17 protein-coding genes are annotated in these 14,748 nt (G+C 47.1%); 5 read left to right on the forward strand and 12 right to left on the reverse strand.

Annotation, left to right across the window (positions count from 1 at the left end):
- Positions 1-15: 15 nt before the first annotated feature.
- From gatA to P8H32_RS10580, 3 genes are read left to right on the forward strand one after another with little or no spacing between them, the layout of a single operon-like run.
- Complete coding sequence (gatA, locus tag P8H32_RS10570; protein ID WP_301089354.1) at positions 16-1,476, forward strand: Asp-tRNA(Asn)/Glu-tRNA(Gln) amidotransferase subunit GatA; 1,461 nt, start codon at positions 16-18, stop codon at positions 1,474-1,476.
- A 3-nt stretch (positions 1,477-1,479) separates the two neighbouring features.
- Positions 1,480-2,925 carry an Asp-tRNA(Asn)/Glu-tRNA(Gln) amidotransferase subunit GatB gene (gene gatB, locus P8H32_RS10575; protein WP_297292492.1) on the forward strand — a complete coding sequence of 482 codons (1,446 nt, stop codon included), beginning with the start codon at positions 1,480-1,482 and terminating at the stop codon, positions 2,923-2,925.
- Between the two features lie 30 nt (positions 2,926-2,955).
- Positions 2,956-3,252 carry a PA4642 family protein gene (locus tag P8H32_RS10580; RefSeq protein WP_297292491.1) on the forward strand — a complete coding sequence of 99 codons (297 nt, stop codon included), beginning with the start codon at positions 2,956-2,958 and terminating at the stop codon, positions 3,250-3,252.
- Between the two features lie 68 nt (positions 3,253-3,320).
- Here the strand turns inward: P8H32_RS10580 and smrA are convergent, their stop codons facing one another.
- Both smrA and P8H32_RS10590 read right to left on the reverse strand, forming a co-directional pair.
- Positions 3,321-3,920: a DNA endonuclease SmrA gene (smrA, locus tag P8H32_RS10585; RefSeq protein ID WP_301089355.1), complete on the reverse strand. Its 600-nt coding sequence runs from the start codon at positions 3,918-3,920 to the stop codon at positions 3,321-3,323.
- Between the two features lie 70 nt (positions 3,921-3,990).
- Entirely contained in the window at positions 3,991-4,230 is a 240-nt protein-coding gene (locus P8H32_RS10590) for a DUF2892 domain-containing protein (RefSeq protein WP_297292489.1), read from the reverse strand.
- Positions 4,231-4,424: 194 nt separating this feature from the next.
- Here P8H32_RS10590 and P8H32_RS10595 point away from each other — a divergent pair, with 194 nt between their 5' ends.
- Both P8H32_RS10595 and waaC read left to right on the forward strand, forming a co-directional pair.
- Positions 4,425-5,048 (forward strand): 2OG-Fe(II) oxygenase, encoded by a 624-nt coding sequence (locus tag P8H32_RS10595; protein WP_301089356.1) that lies wholly within the window; start codon positions 4,425-4,427, stop codon positions 5,046-5,048.
- Positions 5,049-5,117: 69 nt separating this feature from the next.
- The gene (gene waaC, locus P8H32_RS10600) at positions 5,118-6,170 is read left to right on the forward strand and encodes a lipopolysaccharide heptosyltransferase I (protein ID WP_297292487.1); all 1,053 of its coding nucleotides are present in this window, start codon (positions 5,118-5,120) and stop codon (positions 6,168-6,170) included.
- A gap of 68 nt (positions 6,171-6,238) precedes the next feature.
- On the opposite strand, the gene P8H32_RS10605 is transcribed toward waaC, so the two are convergent.
- Genes P8H32_RS10605 through gspE form a run of 10 tightly spaced genes read right to left on the reverse strand, consistent with a single transcriptional unit; the run spans position 6,239 to position 14,728 of the window.
- On the reverse strand, positions 6,239-7,021 hold the full coding sequence (locus P8H32_RS10605; protein ID WP_297292486.1) for a type II secretion system protein N: 783 nt from the start codon (positions 7,019-7,021) through the stop codon (positions 6,239-6,241).
- Between the two features lie 3 nt (positions 7,022-7,024).
- The gene (gspM, locus tag P8H32_RS10610) at positions 7,025-7,501 is read right to left on the reverse strand and encodes a type II secretion system protein M (protein ID WP_297292485.1); all 477 of its coding nucleotides are present in this window, start codon (positions 7,499-7,501) and stop codon (positions 7,025-7,027) included.
- Positions 7,502-7,505: 4 nt separating this feature from the next.
- Positions 7,506-8,723, reverse strand: a complete 1,218-nt coding sequence (gene gspL / locus P8H32_RS10615) for a type II secretion system protein GspL (protein WP_297292484.1) — start codon at positions 8,721-8,723, stop codon at positions 7,506-7,508.
- A gap of 35 nt (positions 8,724-8,758) precedes the next feature.
- Positions 8,759-9,835 carry a type II secretion system minor pseudopilin GspK gene (gene gspK, locus P8H32_RS10620; protein ID WP_297292483.1) on the reverse strand — a complete coding sequence of 359 codons (1,077 nt, stop codon included), beginning with the start codon at positions 9,833-9,835 and terminating at the stop codon, positions 8,759-8,761.
- Positions 9,810-10,445: a type II secretion system minor pseudopilin GspJ gene (gene gspJ, locus P8H32_RS10625; protein ID WP_301089357.1), complete on the reverse strand. Its 636-nt coding sequence runs from the start codon at positions 10,443-10,445 to the stop codon at positions 9,810-9,812. Before gspJ ends, gspK begins: the two co-directional genes overlap by 26 nt.
- The gene (gspI, locus tag P8H32_RS10630; protein WP_297292481.1) at positions 10,442-10,843 is read right to left on the reverse strand and encodes a type II secretion system minor pseudopilin GspI; all 402 of its coding nucleotides are present in this window, start codon (positions 10,841-10,843) and stop codon (positions 10,442-10,444) included. The genes gspJ and gspI overlap by 4 nt, the downstream gene beginning before the upstream one ends.
- Positions 10,830-11,483 carry a prepilin-type N-terminal cleavage/methylation domain-containing protein gene (locus P8H32_RS10635; protein WP_297292480.1) on the reverse strand — a complete coding sequence of 218 codons (654 nt, stop codon included), beginning with the start codon at positions 11,481-11,483 and terminating at the stop codon, positions 10,830-10,832. The genes gspI and P8H32_RS10635 overlap by 14 nt, the downstream gene beginning before the upstream one ends.
- A 1-nt stretch (position 11,484) precedes the next feature.
- On the reverse strand, positions 11,485-11,931 hold the full coding sequence (gene gspG, locus P8H32_RS10640) for a type II secretion system major pseudopilin GspG (RefSeq protein WP_301089375.1): 447 nt from the start codon (positions 11,929-11,931) through the stop codon (positions 11,485-11,487).
- A 41-nt stretch (positions 11,932-11,972) separates the two neighbouring features.
- Positions 11,973-13,199 (reverse strand): type II secretion system inner membrane protein GspF, encoded by a 1,227-nt coding sequence (gspF, locus tag P8H32_RS10645; RefSeq protein ID WP_297292479.1) that lies wholly within the window; start codon positions 13,197-13,199, stop codon positions 11,973-11,975.
- Positions 13,200-13,207: 8 nt separating this feature from the next.
- Positions 13,208-14,728, reverse strand: a complete 1,521-nt coding sequence (gene gspE / locus P8H32_RS10650) for a type II secretion system ATPase GspE (RefSeq protein ID WP_297292478.1) — start codon at positions 14,726-14,728, stop codon at positions 13,208-13,210.
- Between the last annotated feature and the right edge of the window lie 20 nt (positions 14,729-14,748).

Genomic DNA, 14,748 nt, shown 5'->3' on the forward strand with positions numbered 1-14,748 from the left:
CACACAGGATTTTCCATGCATAACAAAACACTGGCTGAGCTGAGTGAAGGCTTATCCAATAAAACGTTTTCCAGTGAAGAGCTTACCCAGCACTTTTTAGGGCGTATCAAAACACTGGATGCAGATTACAATAGTTTTATCACCGTGACCGAAGAACAGGCCTTGAGTCAGGCCAAAGCCGCCGATGCAAAAATCGCCAGCGGCGATGCCTCAGCATTAACGGGCATCCCTTTAGCTCATAAAGATATTTTCTGTACTGAAGGAGTAAAGACCAGTTGTGGTTCAAAAATGCTGGATAATTTTATTCCGCCTTACAACGCCACCGTGATCGAAAAATTTAATCAGGCCGGTGCCGTTTCCCTGGGCAAAACCAATATGGATGAGTTCGCTATGGGCTCCTCTAATGAATCCAGCTTTTATGGCGCGGTTAAAAATCCCTGGAATACTGACTGCGTACCCGGCGGCTCATCCGGCGGCAGTGCCGCTGCGGTTGCTGCGCAATTAGCGCCAGCCAGTACTGGTACCGATACCGGCGGCTCGATTCGCCAACCCGCTGCTTTATGCGGTATTACAGGGCTAAAACCCACCTATGGCCGTGTTTCCCGCTACGGCATGATTGCCTTTGCCTCCAGCCTTGACCAGGGTGGCCCAATGACACGCAGCGCTGAAGATGCCGCACTGATGCTTAATGTGATGGCGGGCTTCGATGCCAAAGACTCAACCAGTATGGATAAAGCAGTCCCCGACTACACCGCCACACTAAACGATAACTTATCAGGCTTAACCATTGGTTTACCGAAAGAATATTTTGGTGAAGGTTTAACACCCGCTATCGAGCAAGCGGTACAAGCCGCCATTAAAGAATACGAAAAGATGGGCGCGTCGGTAAAAGAAATTTCTTTACCGAATACCCACCTGGCTGTGCCCTGCTATTACGTGATCGCCCCTTCAGAAGCCTCGGCCAATTTATCGCGCTTTGATGGTGTGCGTTATGGTTACCGCTGCGAAAACCCGGAAGATTTACAAGACCTCTACACCCGCACCCGTGAAGAAGGTTTTGGCGAAGAAGTTAAGCGCCGTATTTTGGTAGGCACTTATGCCCTGTCTGCCGGTTTTTACGATGCTTACTACCGCAAGGCGCAACAAATCCGCCGTTTAATTAAAAACGATTTTGTAAAAGCCTTTAACAGCGTTGATGTGATTATGGGCCCAACCGTGCCCAACACAGCCTTTGCGTTAGGTGAAAAGTCTAACGATCCTGTTGCTATGTATTTAGAAGATATCTACACCATCTCCACCAATCTGGCAGGACTGCCCGGTATGTCCATCCCCGCTGGTTTAGTAGATGGTAAACCCGCAGGCTTACAGCTAACCGGCAATTATTTTGCCGAGGCCAAGCTACTTAACGCCGCCCATCAATTTCAACAAGCGACCGACTGGCACCAGCAAATGCCGGCGATCAAGGCGGAGGGCTAAGTTATGGAATGGGAAACCGTCATAGGGCTTGAAGTCCACGTACAATTGGCCACAGCCTCCAAAATATTTTCAGGCTCCAGCACCGCCTTTGGTTCTGAACCCAACACCCAGGCTAATGCGGTTGATTTAGCCATGCCAGGCACATTGCCCGTGTTAAATGAAGGTGCTCTGCGCAATGCTATTATGTTTGGTTTAGGCATTGGTGCCGAGATCAATAAGCGTTCGGTATTCGATCGGAAAAATTATTTCTATCCAGATTCGCCTAAGGGCTACCAAACCACGCAAATGGATTATCCTATTGTTGGTGCTGGCTCAATTGAAATTCAACTGCAAAATGGTGAAAGCAAAAAAATTCGCATTCACCATGCTCACCTTGAAGAAGATGCGGGCAAATCAGTGCACGAAGGTTTGCAGAACAATTCAGGAATCGATTTAAACCGAGCGGGTACACCGCTGATCGAAATCGTTTCCGAGCCAGATATGCGCAGTTCAGAAGAAGCCGTTGAATTCGCTAGAAAACTCCATGGTATTGTAACCTCCCTGGGTATATCCGATGGCGATATGTCGCAGGGCTCTATGCGCTTTGATGTAAATATTTCTGTGCGCTTAAAAGGCGAAGAGGAATTGGGTACTCGGACGGAAACCAAAAACCTGAACTCTTTTAAGTTTATGGAAGAGGCCATTGCACTAGAGGTAGAACGTCAAATCGATATTCTGGAAGACGGCGGCAGCATTACCCAGGAAACCCGCCTCTACAATAGCGAAAACAAAACCGCCAAAGCGATGCGCAGTAAAGAAGAAGCCAATGACTATCGCTACTTCCCCTGCCCTGATCTACTACCGGTTGAAATTGATGATGATTATATTCAAGCACTGAAAGATACATTGCCTGAACTACCGGATGCTCGCCAGGCACGCTTCGTTGAAAGCTATAATCTGTCCAGCTATGACGCCGGCATTTTAAGTGGCGATGCCACTATGGCCAGCTTTTTTGAAGAAACAGCCGCTGCCTGTGACGACGCCAAATTAGCCGCCAACTGGTTGATGGGTGATGTTTCAGCAAAACTTAATAACGATGAACTGACTATTAAGCAATGCCCTATAGCTGCAGCTCAATTAGGGCAGTTAATTGCACGCATTAAAGACAACACCATCTCCGGTAAAATCGCCAAGCAGGTTTTTGAAGCTATGTGGGCCGGTGAAGGTGATGCTGATACGGTAATCGAAGCCAAGGGCTTAAAGCAGGTTTCCGATACCGGAGCACTGGAAGCTATGGTTGACGAGGTGATTGCCAATAACCCAGAGCAGGTGGAAAACTTCCGCAATGCCGATGAGGGCAAACGCAAAAAAATGACCGGCTTTTTTGTTGGGCAAATTATGAAAGCCTCTAAAGGCCAGGCCAACCCGGGCATGGTTAACAAAATTCTTATGGCCAAGTTAAACGGCTGACAACACAATTTTCAAAACAGGTAGAGATTTATGTCACTGAAGAAAGATAAAGAAAAGGTTCTGGATGAAGTTTGGACAGAAGAGCGCGTTAAAGATTTTCTGGACGTTAAACCCGCCGAAGATATTGAAGCGGACTTTCATGTTTTATTAAAAGCGTATCAATCTATGCGCCTGGAAAACTTTGCAGAGTTTGTTGGCTTTTTTACTGCGCAGGATCGCAATATCAACGCCACCAATCCTAAAGGCGAAACGGTACTGTCGATTGTTAAACAGCATCGCGCCTCTGCAGACTATGCCGAAGTACTTAGCGCCAACGGCGCTGCGTAAATAACGGTGGATTGCAATCCACCCTACGACAGCATTGTAGGGTGGATTATAATCCACCAACCCAAACTTCAACCAGCAATGGTTCTACCTCGGCTTAAACGATCTCTATTCTCCTGCTTTTTCCTCTCGCTCTTTCCTAGTAATACATAGGCCGCCCCCAAACCACCATGCTGGGGTCGGGCACTACAAAAGGCCTGCACTTCATCCATATCGGGCAACCATTTATTAACATAGCTTTTTAACAGCGCTTCGTCCTTTTTACTATGACTGCCCTTGCCATGCACAATAATCAGGGAGCGCAAATCATAGGCCGCCCCTTCTTTAATAAAGTTATAAACCTCAGTACGGGCCTTTTCCACCGTCATACGATGTAAGTCCAGCCGGCCTTCCTGTGGATATTTGCCTTGTTTTAATTTTTTAAATACGCCGTTCTGCACACCGGGGCGTTTAAACTCAAGAGGGTAATAAGGATCTAACAGATCAACAAAGTCGCTGGCGAGGTGATTTTCATCTTTGCCTGATTCCTGGGTGGCCGCCTTGCGCCGCGCTTCCTTTGCCAACTCTGAATCACCACTGCGCTTTAGGGAGACTTTTTTCTCCACCTTGATAGGCTTAACATCACCCATTTCCTGAAGAAAAAGATCATCGTCTTTTTGATCATCTGACATTTTTTTGATACCGGGAATAGTAAGAACACAACCTTACTGGGACAGTGGCGCTAGGTCAATGTGGTGTTATTTACAGAGTGGAACCTTTAGCATCACAGCGGCGTTCGCCTTTCTCAGAAGTATTCAGATCAATTACAAACCAAAGGTAGCAACGTGAAAAAATACCATTGAGCATTAGCAGCACGGATATAACAACAACAAACCATTCGATACCATTCATTTCAGGCTGGCTTATAGCCCAGGATGAAAACAAAACACCCATTAGTAAACGGATAATACGCTCAACGTTTCCCAAATTACGTTCAATCATTGGTTAAGCCTCTGGCAGCTCCTGGCATTAGTTTTTTGATTAATGTGTTTGCTAGTAATTACGCGAAGGGATATTAAATAGATCACTCAGGGGGGGTAATAGGGGGTAGCCGAGAAGGAAGAGGACAAACCAAACTTGCACCCATCCCACAACCAGTGAATAATCCCCGTAAACAGTATCACTGAGACGCCACCATGCCCGAGCTACTAAATATTGAAGCCCTAAAAAACACCGAAGTACACTCACGACCCTACCCCTATTTCATGCTTGAGCAGTCTCTAAACAGCGATAAAGTTGCGCAAGTGATGCAGGACTTCCCGGAAATTACCGGTGGCGGCAGCTATACAATGGAAGACCTGGAGTCAGGCCCAAGCTTTGAAGCCCTGATTGAAGAGCTCAACGGCCCTGAATTTCGTCAGCAAATCACCGATAAACTGGGGCTGGACCTCAACACACTGCCTATGATTGTTACCCTGAGAGGTATTTCCAGGGCAAAGGATGGTCGAGTCCATACCGATTCCGTGTCCAAAATCGCCACTATCCTGATCTACTTTAACGACGATTGGACCGCAGAGACTGGCAAGCTAAGAGTCTTAAACAGCCATGATATGGACGATATGCATGCTGAAGTGGTGCCCAATGCCGGCACCCTGTTCGCCTTTCGAGTCACTGAAAACTGCTGGCATGGCTACCCTCCTTTTGAAGGCAGCCGTCGCTCCATCCAAATTAACTTTGTGGCGGATGAGGCCGCGGTTAAAAAGCACCATAATCGCCATGGCTTTACCGCCAAACTCAAGAAGCTATTTAGTCAGGGCTAAGATCAGGTTATACTTAACGCATCTACAGGGGACTTTCAGTCCCCTTTTTTATAACGGTATAAACGGGCAATGAGTAAACGGGTTTTATTAATCAAGCTGACTTCTATGGGCGACTTAATGCACGCCCTGCCCGCACTTACCGATGCCGCCACTGCCATTCCCGGGATTGAATTCGACTGGGTGGTGGATGAAGCCTTTGCCGAAGTGCCCAGCTGGCACCCCGCCGTCAACCAGATTATCCGCAGCGCCCACCGGCGTTGGAAAAAAGATCTTAGCCAGTCCATTTTTGGCGGGCAGTTAGCCAACTTCTACAGCCAGTTAAATCATGCCGACTATGACGTGATATTAGACGCGCAAAACAATATTAAAAGTGCTGTTATTTCTACCCTGCGCCGCGGCAAAATACATGGCCTCAGCAAAGACAGTATTCGAGAAACACCGGCCCACTGGGCTTACCGCTACCAACATAATGCCGATAAATCCCAACATGCTATCGCCAGACAGCGCTTATTATTTTCTGAAGCTATTGGTTATGACTTGCCGCAAACCGCACCGGATTACGGCATTGACCGCAGCATGATGCAACTGCCAGACATCAAGCTTCCTGAGCGTTTTCTTTTTTTTGTGCATAACGCCAGCTGGACCACCAAGCTATGGCCAGAGTCACACTGGCATAAGCTGATTGAACAAGCAGGGGACGCTGGCTACGAAGTTCTACTACCCTGCGGCAATGATGAAGAACTAGCCAGAGCTCAACGTCTTGCCGAACAACATAGCAATGCAATAGCACTGCCAAAATTATCTCTATCCCATATTGGCGGCATTATGGATAAAGCTGAAGGCGTGGTGACCTGTGATACCGGCCTTTGCCACTTAGCGGGAATGTTAGATCTGCCTTCGGTGAGTTTTTACGGCCCTACCAGCGACCAGCTAGTTGGCGCTACGGGTCTAAATCAGCAGCATATTATAGCCAGCAGTGAAGACTTTAGCTGTGCGCCCTGTTATGGCAGAAGCTGCACTAAAGATGGCGGAGACACGGAGATGTCTGATTGCATGGAATCGTTTTTACCAGAACAGATTTGGACAGCACTAACAGAACTGATTGCTAAGCGCAGTTATTAATTCGGCATGGGTACTGGGCAGTAACAGTAAAAAAATAAACGTAACTTTAACTACATAAGCAAGCACGCTTAAAACCGGCCACGACTTTTCAATACAATATCACCCTGACTATTACGTTTGCCCAACCACGCTATTGATTCAGTCACTTCTGGAGCCAATTCCGGCCTTGCTTGTAAGGTGGCATCAAATTGATAAACGCCATTGACCGGGTTTATGGTTAATAAACCCATCATCCCCAAGCTGGCACTAAAATCATTGATATCAACATGAACCAGATTATCCTGCAGTGTGATCTGCGCCATATAGCTACCTAACGGCATAGCATAATCGCCCCCAAGCCAATCCACATATTCCACATTGAGTACGCCATCAATGGCGAGTAATTGTTTTGGGTTAACAATAATATGATCAAACACAAAAGCGATATCACCTTTGACCAGCATCGGGAACCAAGGCTCTAATAAACTAATCGGTAGGCGACCTTCGACATTGTTAATGCTTATATCGCCTTTCTCATTGGCAACAACAGTCCCTTGTAGACGAAGCTCCGGGGCATTGCTGGTGAGATGAATAATAGGAGTGCGGTCTAGCAGTGACATAGGTTCAAGCTGCCATGACAACACACCTAAGGACACAGCTTCACCATCGATAGTCATTATGGCTTCATTGGCCCGCCCTTCCCAGACGGTGCCCTCAAGCTTAGCCAAAGTGATAGCTGGTGCTTTGGGATCCAGTAATTGACGTTTCTCTAACTCTTCCAATGCCATCGGTACTAGTGAGGCGGGAGCATTGGCAATCGCCAGCACAGCGACGACTAAGAGTAGGACAACGGCAATTAAAATAGCCTTCACCAATTAGCCCCCCTGACGTAAGCGCACAGAAACATTGACTAAACCTGTGGCCGCGCCATTGCTGATGGACAGATCTTTAACTAACACACCGTGGTCATTTTCCAGCGCACCAATCCAGGCGATCACATCATTAAATACCGCATTTTCAAATCGTACTTGTACATCACCCGATGAGGAGGGCTGAAAACGATTCATGGTTAGGCCGCTGGCTTTTACCGTTGTGTCTATCAGGCGAGCAAGGTTTTGTTTAGAACCTGATTTCCCCGCGCCAGATTTTTGCAGTGCGTTATATTCTTTGGCCAGTTCTTTAACCGCTACTAAACTCTCCACCGCCTGCTTATTTTGCTGTTCTAAACGGGTGACCGAGGCAGACATCGGCGCAAGAATCACTACAAATAATAGATAGGCCAAAACCACAAAAGAACCGAACAACAGCATCAACTGTTCCTGGCGACGTAAATTATTAAACCATTGCTGCATCGTCTTAACCTCTCACCCGTAGCCTGGCTCGGGTTTTATCACCCTCGGCGTTGCTGCCGGTTAACTCCGCTTTTAAGCCTAGTTTTTCTAAATTGGCGCGGGCGGTTTCTACATCATTAAAACCCGACGCCAGGATAGTCATGCGAACTTCCGACTGTTTTTCATTGTAGTTTAAGCTTTGCACACTTAAGCCATTCACCGCATTCAATACTGGGCCTATCTGGCTCAGAATAGAAACAAAGCCTTCGCCTGATGTACCTTTCATCGCGCCGACTTTGCGACGTAGTTGTCTTTCTGGATCCATCACTGCACCGCGAGGCACAGCAGTTCGGTAGGCCCGTTCTATTTCAGCACGCAGCTCAAGGTTATTCTTTTCCAGTACAGAAAGCTGGGTATACGATACCGCCACTTGAAAGATAACGGCGGTAGCTAATAGCAACGCGGCCACTTTCCAGGTTTGCCACCATTTTTTCCATGGCAGGCTTGGGGCGTAATCACCCTGAAGTAAATTGATAGTAGTCGCTGTAACTTGTTGTTGGCTTAAACCTGTTGCCATCACTGACCAATAATCCTGATACTGCCAGTCAGCAATACCTCTTAATAGTTCCGGTAGTTGTGCGTTGATGGCTGACTGTTGTTCTTCGTTACAATAAACCGTTAGCCCCTCGGGCAGTTGCTCCGCTTCATCCAGCATTAACTGCAAAGCAAACGGGGCTGCATCCGCTTCCAGAGCAAAACCCTCATAGGCTGCTGAACGCACCAACCAGCGATCACCATCAACGACGATGCTCCAACGTTCACTCTGTAGAGGGATATACAATAACTCTGAAACCAACTGATTAATTTCAACGGTTTCAGGTACGGCATCGATTAAACTCTCGTCCAAAGTATCGCGCTTGATAATGGCCAGAGATACAGAGTTGCCAGCAATATCGCCCAAGGCAATATGCTGCTCTTCAATATCGTCTATGCAATCGTCTTCCAATGAATAGGGAATGGTCTGACGCAGTAATTTACGTTCGTGGCTTTCAAAGGCTACGGTTTTTAATGTGATATTTTCAGCATTAGCTAATAGGGTGACATTGGCGGCTTGCTCGCACTGCGCTTGTAGGCGCTCACCATCACCTACTATTAACTGAGGGGCAGCCGCTGATTTTTTCTGGGCTACCAACCACTCGTAGTTATCAATGCCACACGGTTTTATTACTATTATCGAGTTCACGATTAACGCTTGCCTGTTTTATGGTTATCTATGGTTTAACTTTCATTGTTTGCATTACTGTCCGCATTACTAGCAGGCCCGGCCTCACATTCACCAAACCCTGACTGGCCCCTGGCGATGGTTTTTATCTCGCCACCGGTACTGCGATGTAACACACTGTACAAAGTAAATTCTCTATCTAAAAATAGACTGTCTGTTCTCAGTAAAAAATATTCGCTTTTTACCGTAAAACGACTGGTATCCAGTTTTGAGGCTGGATGCTTACTGGCAAAATCTTCCAGCTTGTCATAACCCGTATTCTGTTGCGTAAGCTCTGCGGTAATATCACCATCGCGCTGCGCTATCAGGGAGTCGGCTTCAGACTCTGATAAAGGCCGGCGCACCCCCGTATCGTTAATAGCACGAAGTACCATAGCTTCAGCGGTATTAACATTAAGCAGTGCACTACCATCTAACGCAATCACATAGGGCTGTAACGCTCTATAGATTTGTGGTGTTATACCTTTTACCCAACGCAATTCAGAGACGCTAGTAAAAGGTCGGTTAGCCGCCTTGTAGGGCACCTCTAAATCCCCATAGTAACCGTTTTCTGCGCCGCCCTCTGGGCGGGTATTACTATCTTTATCTACCCAGTCCGAAACCGCATTGGTGATAGTTTCCGCCTGTGGCTGGTCGATAGTCTCTTCCAGCTTCAAGGCCTGTAACAGGCGGATAAATATTTCCTGGCCAGGGGTAAAACTCGCAGTCCCTTTGCCACTACCCGATAAGCTATTAAGGTTAAAACGCCCCTGCAAATCACACAGGGTTCCCGCTATTGCACCCCACTCCATCGGATATTCAATTGTGTTGTATAACCAGCCCTCGCTGCGATGGTCTTTATCGGGGCTGGCTGTCAAATCAGTTTGTAAAACTTCGCGGGCGATACCTTCTACCCCGGCCATATAAGCGAAGGCCTGTTTACCCAGCAACTGGTTTTCTACCCGTTTCAAGGTCACCAGAAAATCACTTTTGAGCGTGGTGGCCAATAGCGTTACCATCATCAAAACTACTAAGGCAAGGATCAACGCGGCACCTTGCTGCCTGGCTTTAAGGCTGGGCGATACTAAAGACACGTCTCACCTCACCAAAATTTTCCAGCTCAAATTTTATATCCACTGCCAGGGGTAAGTTATCAGGATCATCCCAAATATCGACCCACTCACCGCCCAGCACACTCGAAGATGCACCAGCAGAATTGCCATTTAAAAATGCCAACTCCAGATTAATCACGCCCTTTAATACCAGGGTTCGCTGCTGACCTTCGTACTCTGAATTGCGATCCAATACAGACCAACTTTCACGCCAGAGTTCATCATCTTCCAGCACATAACGCACTCGCTGCAATTCTCCACGGGGCAATTCCCGTGGGTTGTGCCAACCCCTTCGCGTTAAGCTCAAAGGGTAGTCACTTAAAGCGCCGCCGACTAAGGCAGCTTCAACATCGCCATACTCGTTGTTAATCGGCCTTGCCACCGCATTGCGAATATCTCGCTCTAGTATGGTTAAGGGCAACTGGATATCAGCAATTTGCTGAGCCTGCTCCTCATGCCCTTCGGCGGCGATTATCGAGGTACTCAGACCACTGTAGGCTAACATCGCGACAAAGGCGGTGATTAACATCGCCAGCATCACTTCAATTAAAGTAAAACCCGCAGACAATCTGACTAGTATCGCCCGCTTCATAATTTTTTATGAAACCGATCAATTAAACCCGTTACGCTCACCACCGATGACTCCTGATCATCTTGATCGGCATAAACGGACACCACTAGCTGACTAAAATTATCATTCTCGGTTTTTACCGGCTTAATAGTCCAGAACCATTCCTTGCCAGCCATTTCTTCAACACCCGAGCGTTCACGATCGATTAACTGGTTGTTTTTTCTGTTTTCTATATAAATCAGTTCCAGCTGATTTAATGCTACCCAATGGGCAATAGTTTGCTCACGTAAATAGGCGGTATTATTGATGGTGCTCATCATTTGGAACAGCAATGACGAAACGGCGACAGCAACAATCATTAGCGCCACCATCACTTCCACTAAAGTAAAGCCCGACGATTGCGTGCTAATTTTCTTCATCGTCCTCTAACCCCGTAAGCACCTTAATTCGGCCGAGTTCATCCCCTTTAATCTCAACCTGATTATCGGGACTTTGCGCATCATATAACGTCATACTAAAGGCACTGATTTCACCACTGGATAATAACCATAAAGCCGGCAGCAGTGGTTCTTGTTGTTCTTCTTCAGTACCGCTTAACTGCTCGGCTATGCCCTCTTGCTGGTCAAAGACACTGGACTGCTCATTAACCGTCCGCTTTAATAAAATCTCAACTTCTTCTTCAGAGCCTTCCAACTCCAACCTGACACTGATGCCAGGAGAAAATAAAAAATCTACTTCACCGTTGCTGCTGCTGGCTAATTCCCAGTCGCCTTCTTTATTGCGAACTAACCAGCGGTAACCATACTGCTCTAAGTTGTAACCATCATTGTTATCAGCAGGTTGACGGTATATATCCACCCCCCACTGGGTATTGCTAAGAATAGCCTCTTCAGCAATCAAGGCTGAGCTATTGGCGAACTGTTTTGCCTCACTTAGCAAGCGGTAGCTTTCATTACCACCCACGTTAAAATTGGCCAAGCTGAAACCCAAACCAATAATCAGCAGAACGACCAATAGCTCGACTAAGCTAAAGCCCCGTGCTGAAATAATTCTACTCAACTTATTCGCCTTCACCGCCTTTTTTCATCCAACTACCAATATCTGCATTTTGGTCTTCACCACCAGTAACGCCATCGGCACCCAGACTATAAATATCATAATCATCATCGCTGAACTCAGCGGGGCTTAGGTATAAATAAGCACGCCCCCATGGGTCAAGCGGTAGATTTTTTAAGTAGCCGCCTTTTTTCCAATTATTGGGAACGGGGTCGATAGTGGGTTTTTCCACTAAGGCTTCCAGACCCTGCTCACTGGTTGGGTAGCTAAAGTTATTTAGACGGTACATACTTAAAGACGTATCAATCGCGCTAAAATCTGCCTTTACCTTTTGTACCCGGGCATCATCGGCCTGGTCCAATACGTTGGGTGCTACGATACTGACTAGTAAACCAATAATGACCAATACCACCATTATTTCGATCAAACTAAAACCGGACTGCTTCTTCATCATTTTTTCCTATTAACTTGCTACATTTGGCTTTTTTAAAACTAAGCCACTAAATTATTCATTTGGATAATGGGCATCAAAATAGAAAACACAATCGTGCATACCACTGCGGCCATTACCAAAATCATCATGGGTTCAAACACGCCCATTAAATTATCCAAGCTCATATCCAGTTCACGTTGCTGGGTCAGCGCTGATCGTGCCAGCATATTCTCCAGCTCGCCACTGGCCTCACCGCTGGCGACCATATGCACCATCATAGGCGGAAAAACCTCCGCCTGATCCAATGCCCGATGCAAACTTCCACCCTCCTGTACAGTAATAGCAACCTCTTTGCTCGCTTCTCGCAAACGCAGATTGGTTAAGACTTCTCCCGCTATTCGCAGACCATCTAACAACGGCACGCCACTGGACGTTAAAATGCTTAGGGTAGAAGCAAAGCGAGCGGTATCCATGGCAACGACAAAGCCGGAGATAAACGGCAGTTTCAGCACAATACGATGCCAGACCTTGCGACGTTCAGGGCTTTTTAATAATTGCCGCCAACCGACTATGACAACAATCAGTCCGACAATCAGTGTCCACCATTTCTCAGAAAAGAATTCACTGGTGGCGATTACTATTTTAGTTAAAGCAGGCAATTCCTGTTTGGTATGGTTAAACATGCTGACCAAATCAGGGACGACAAAAATCATTAATACACCGATAACCGCTACCGAGAGCAGCGTTAAAATAATCGGGTAAATCATCGCGCCTTTTAATTTTTGCGCAGTATGCTGACTGTTTTCGGTGTAATCGGCTAACTGCTCTAATACCGTACCTAAAAACCCAGCCGTCTCACCAGCCTTAACCATGGAGCAATACATTTCGTTAAAAATTTGCGGAAAGTCGCCCAAGGCATAGGCCAGACTATGCCCTTCTAATACTCGGGCGCGTACTTGTAACATTAAACTTTTGATTCGCGGCTTTCTGGCTTGCTGGGCTGTTGCGGTCAGTACTTCATCCAACGGCATATTGGATTGCACCAGGGTCGCCATTTGTCGTGTGATTAAACACAGGTCAGCCTGACTGATGCGAGGTTTAAATAAACCTTCTAAATTAAAACCCGAGCGAGGCTTGGCAATTTTTTCTGCGGATTCGGTAACGGCGACAGGTTTTAATTGCTGCAGGCGTAGCTGGCTTCTGACCTGACGCTCTGAGTCACCCTCAATAACGCCTTTGACCATTTTGCCATTGCTATCAAATGCTTTATAGCTAAATGCCGACATGGTGAGCCCTAGGCTGCGGTTACCCGCAACACCTCTTCAACGGTTGTTTCACCGGCCAATACCCGGCGGCGGCCATCATCCAATATTCCCCCGGCGCGTTTGCGGGCTTCGGTTAGCATTTCCTGTTCGCCGACACCTTCATGGATCATGACCCGTAAGTCATCATCAATCTCTATCATTTCGTAAATGCCAGTACGGCCTTTATAACCACTCTGATTACAATGGTCACAACCGACGGCACGATAAATGGTGACCTCTTCGGTGCTGCCGGACATACCCAACAGAGCCAATTCACCTTCACTGGCCCCATGCTCTTCTTTACAGTGATCGCACAAAACCCTGACCAAACGCTGGGCTAACACACCGATAATACTTGAGGATAATAAGAAAGGCTCAACACCCATATCCTGCAAACGCGTTATGGCACCAACAGCCGTATTGGTGTGCAAGGTAGATAAAACCAGGTGACCGGTTAAACTCGCCTGCACGGCAATTTCTGCTGTTTCGGTATCGCGAATCTCACCGACCATGACTACATCGGGATCCTGCCGCAGGATTGCCCGCAGGCCTCTGGCAAAGGTCATATCTACTTTGGAATTGACTTGTGTCTGGCCAATGCCCGGCAATAAATATTCCACTGGGTCTTCGATGGTTAGAATATTGCGACTGCTTTGGTTTATATGGGTTAAGCCAGCGTAAAGTGTTGTGGTTTTACCGGAACCTGTTGGGCCCGTCACCAAAATAATACCGTGAGGGGTATGCAATGCCTTAGTATAAGCCTCGTGTACCTGTTGATTCATTTGCAACTGGTCGAGATGCAACTGCCCGGCTTGCTTATCTAACAGGCGCAGTACAACGCGCTCACCATGGGCGGAAGGAATGGTTGATACACGAATATCGACGGCATGCCCCGCCAGGCGAATGGAGATACGGCCATCTTGCGGCACACGTTTTTCGGCGATATCTAATTTAGCCATCACTTTTAAACGTGACACCAACAGCGGAGCTAGCATTCGTTTTGGTGACAGTACTTCCGTTAAAATACCATCGATACGAAAACGTACTGTTAGTTTATCTTCAAAGGTTTCAATATGAATATCAGAAGCCTGCTCTCGCACCGCCTGTGATAGCACCGCATTAATAAGACGAATAACCGGTGCATCATCATCGGCATCCATCAAGTCGGCAGTATCGGGAATTTCATCGGCCAGGCGAGTCAGGTCAATATCCGACCCCATATCTTCGGCCACTTGCACGGCTTCGTTATTATCTTTTTGATAGGCTTGGGTTAGTCGTTGTTGAAAAGCGCCTTCGGAGAGTTCGGTGCTAGTAAATGACTGGCCTAGTGAGCGACGCAGTTCAAGTAAGGTAGCAACCTTTAGACCCGGTCGATAAAAAATATGCGGCTGCTCATTATCGTACTGCAACAACACGCCATGGGCCTGGGCAAAGGTAAACGGCAACCGCTCAACTCTTGCATCGGTCTCGGCCAGGTCTTCATTTTGAATAATAGTCTCAGCATTATCCATTACGCGCACCCTTGCTAACA

This window comes from Oceanicoccus sp., from assembly GCF_029238675.1.
In the GTDB taxonomy this organism is placed as follows: domain Bacteria; phylum Pseudomonadota; class Gammaproteobacteria; order Pseudomonadales; family Dasaniaceae; genus Oceanicoccus.

Excerpts from the sequence above, each read along its gene's own strand:
- gatA (WP_301089354.1), top strand. The coding sequence starts at position 16 with ATGCATAACAAAACACTGGCTGAGCTGAGTGAAGGCTTATCCAATAAA.
- gatB (WP_297292492.1), top strand. The coding sequence starts at position 1,480 with ATGGAATGGGAAACCGTCATAGGGCTTGAAGTCCACGTACAATTGGCC.
- P8H32_RS10580 (WP_297292491.1), top strand. The coding sequence starts at position 2,956 with ATGTCACTGAAGAAAGATAAAGAAAAGGTTCTGGATGAAGTTTGGACA.
- smrA (WP_301089355.1), bottom strand. The coding sequence starts at position 3,920 with ATGTCAGATGATCAAAAAGACGATGATCTTTTTCTTCAGGAAATGGGT.
- P8H32_RS10590 (WP_297292489.1), bottom strand. The coding sequence starts at position 4,230 with ATGATTGAACGTAATTTGGGAAACGTTGAGCGTATTATCCGTTTACTA.
- P8H32_RS10595 (WP_301089356.1), top strand. The coding sequence starts at position 4,425 with ATGCCCGAGCTACTAAATATTGAAGCCCTAAAAAACACCGAAGTACAC.
- waaC (WP_297292487.1), top strand. The coding sequence starts at position 5,118 with ATGAGTAAACGGGTTTTATTAATCAAGCTGACTTCTATGGGCGACTTA.
- gspM (WP_297292485.1), bottom strand. The coding sequence starts at position 7,501 with ATGCAGCAATGGTTTAATAATTTACGTCGCCAGGAACAGTTGATGCTG.
- gspJ (WP_301089357.1), bottom strand. The coding sequence starts at position 10,445 with ATGAAGCGGGCGATACTAGTCAGATTGTCTGCGGGTTTTACTTTAATT.
- gspI (WP_297292481.1), bottom strand. The coding sequence starts at position 10,843 with ATGAAGAAAATTAGCACGCAATCGTCGGGCTTTACTTTAGTGGAAGTG.
- gspG (WP_301089375.1), bottom strand. The coding sequence starts at position 11,931 with ATGAAGAAGCAGTCCGGTTTTAGTTTGATCGAAATAATGGTGGTATTG.
- gspF (WP_297292479.1), bottom strand. The coding sequence starts at position 13,199 with ATGTCGGCATTTAGCTATAAAGCATTTGATAGCAATGGCAAAATGGTC.
- gspE (WP_297292478.1), bottom strand. The coding sequence starts at position 14,728 with ATGGATAATGCTGAGACTATTATTCAAAATGAAGACCTGGCCGAGACC.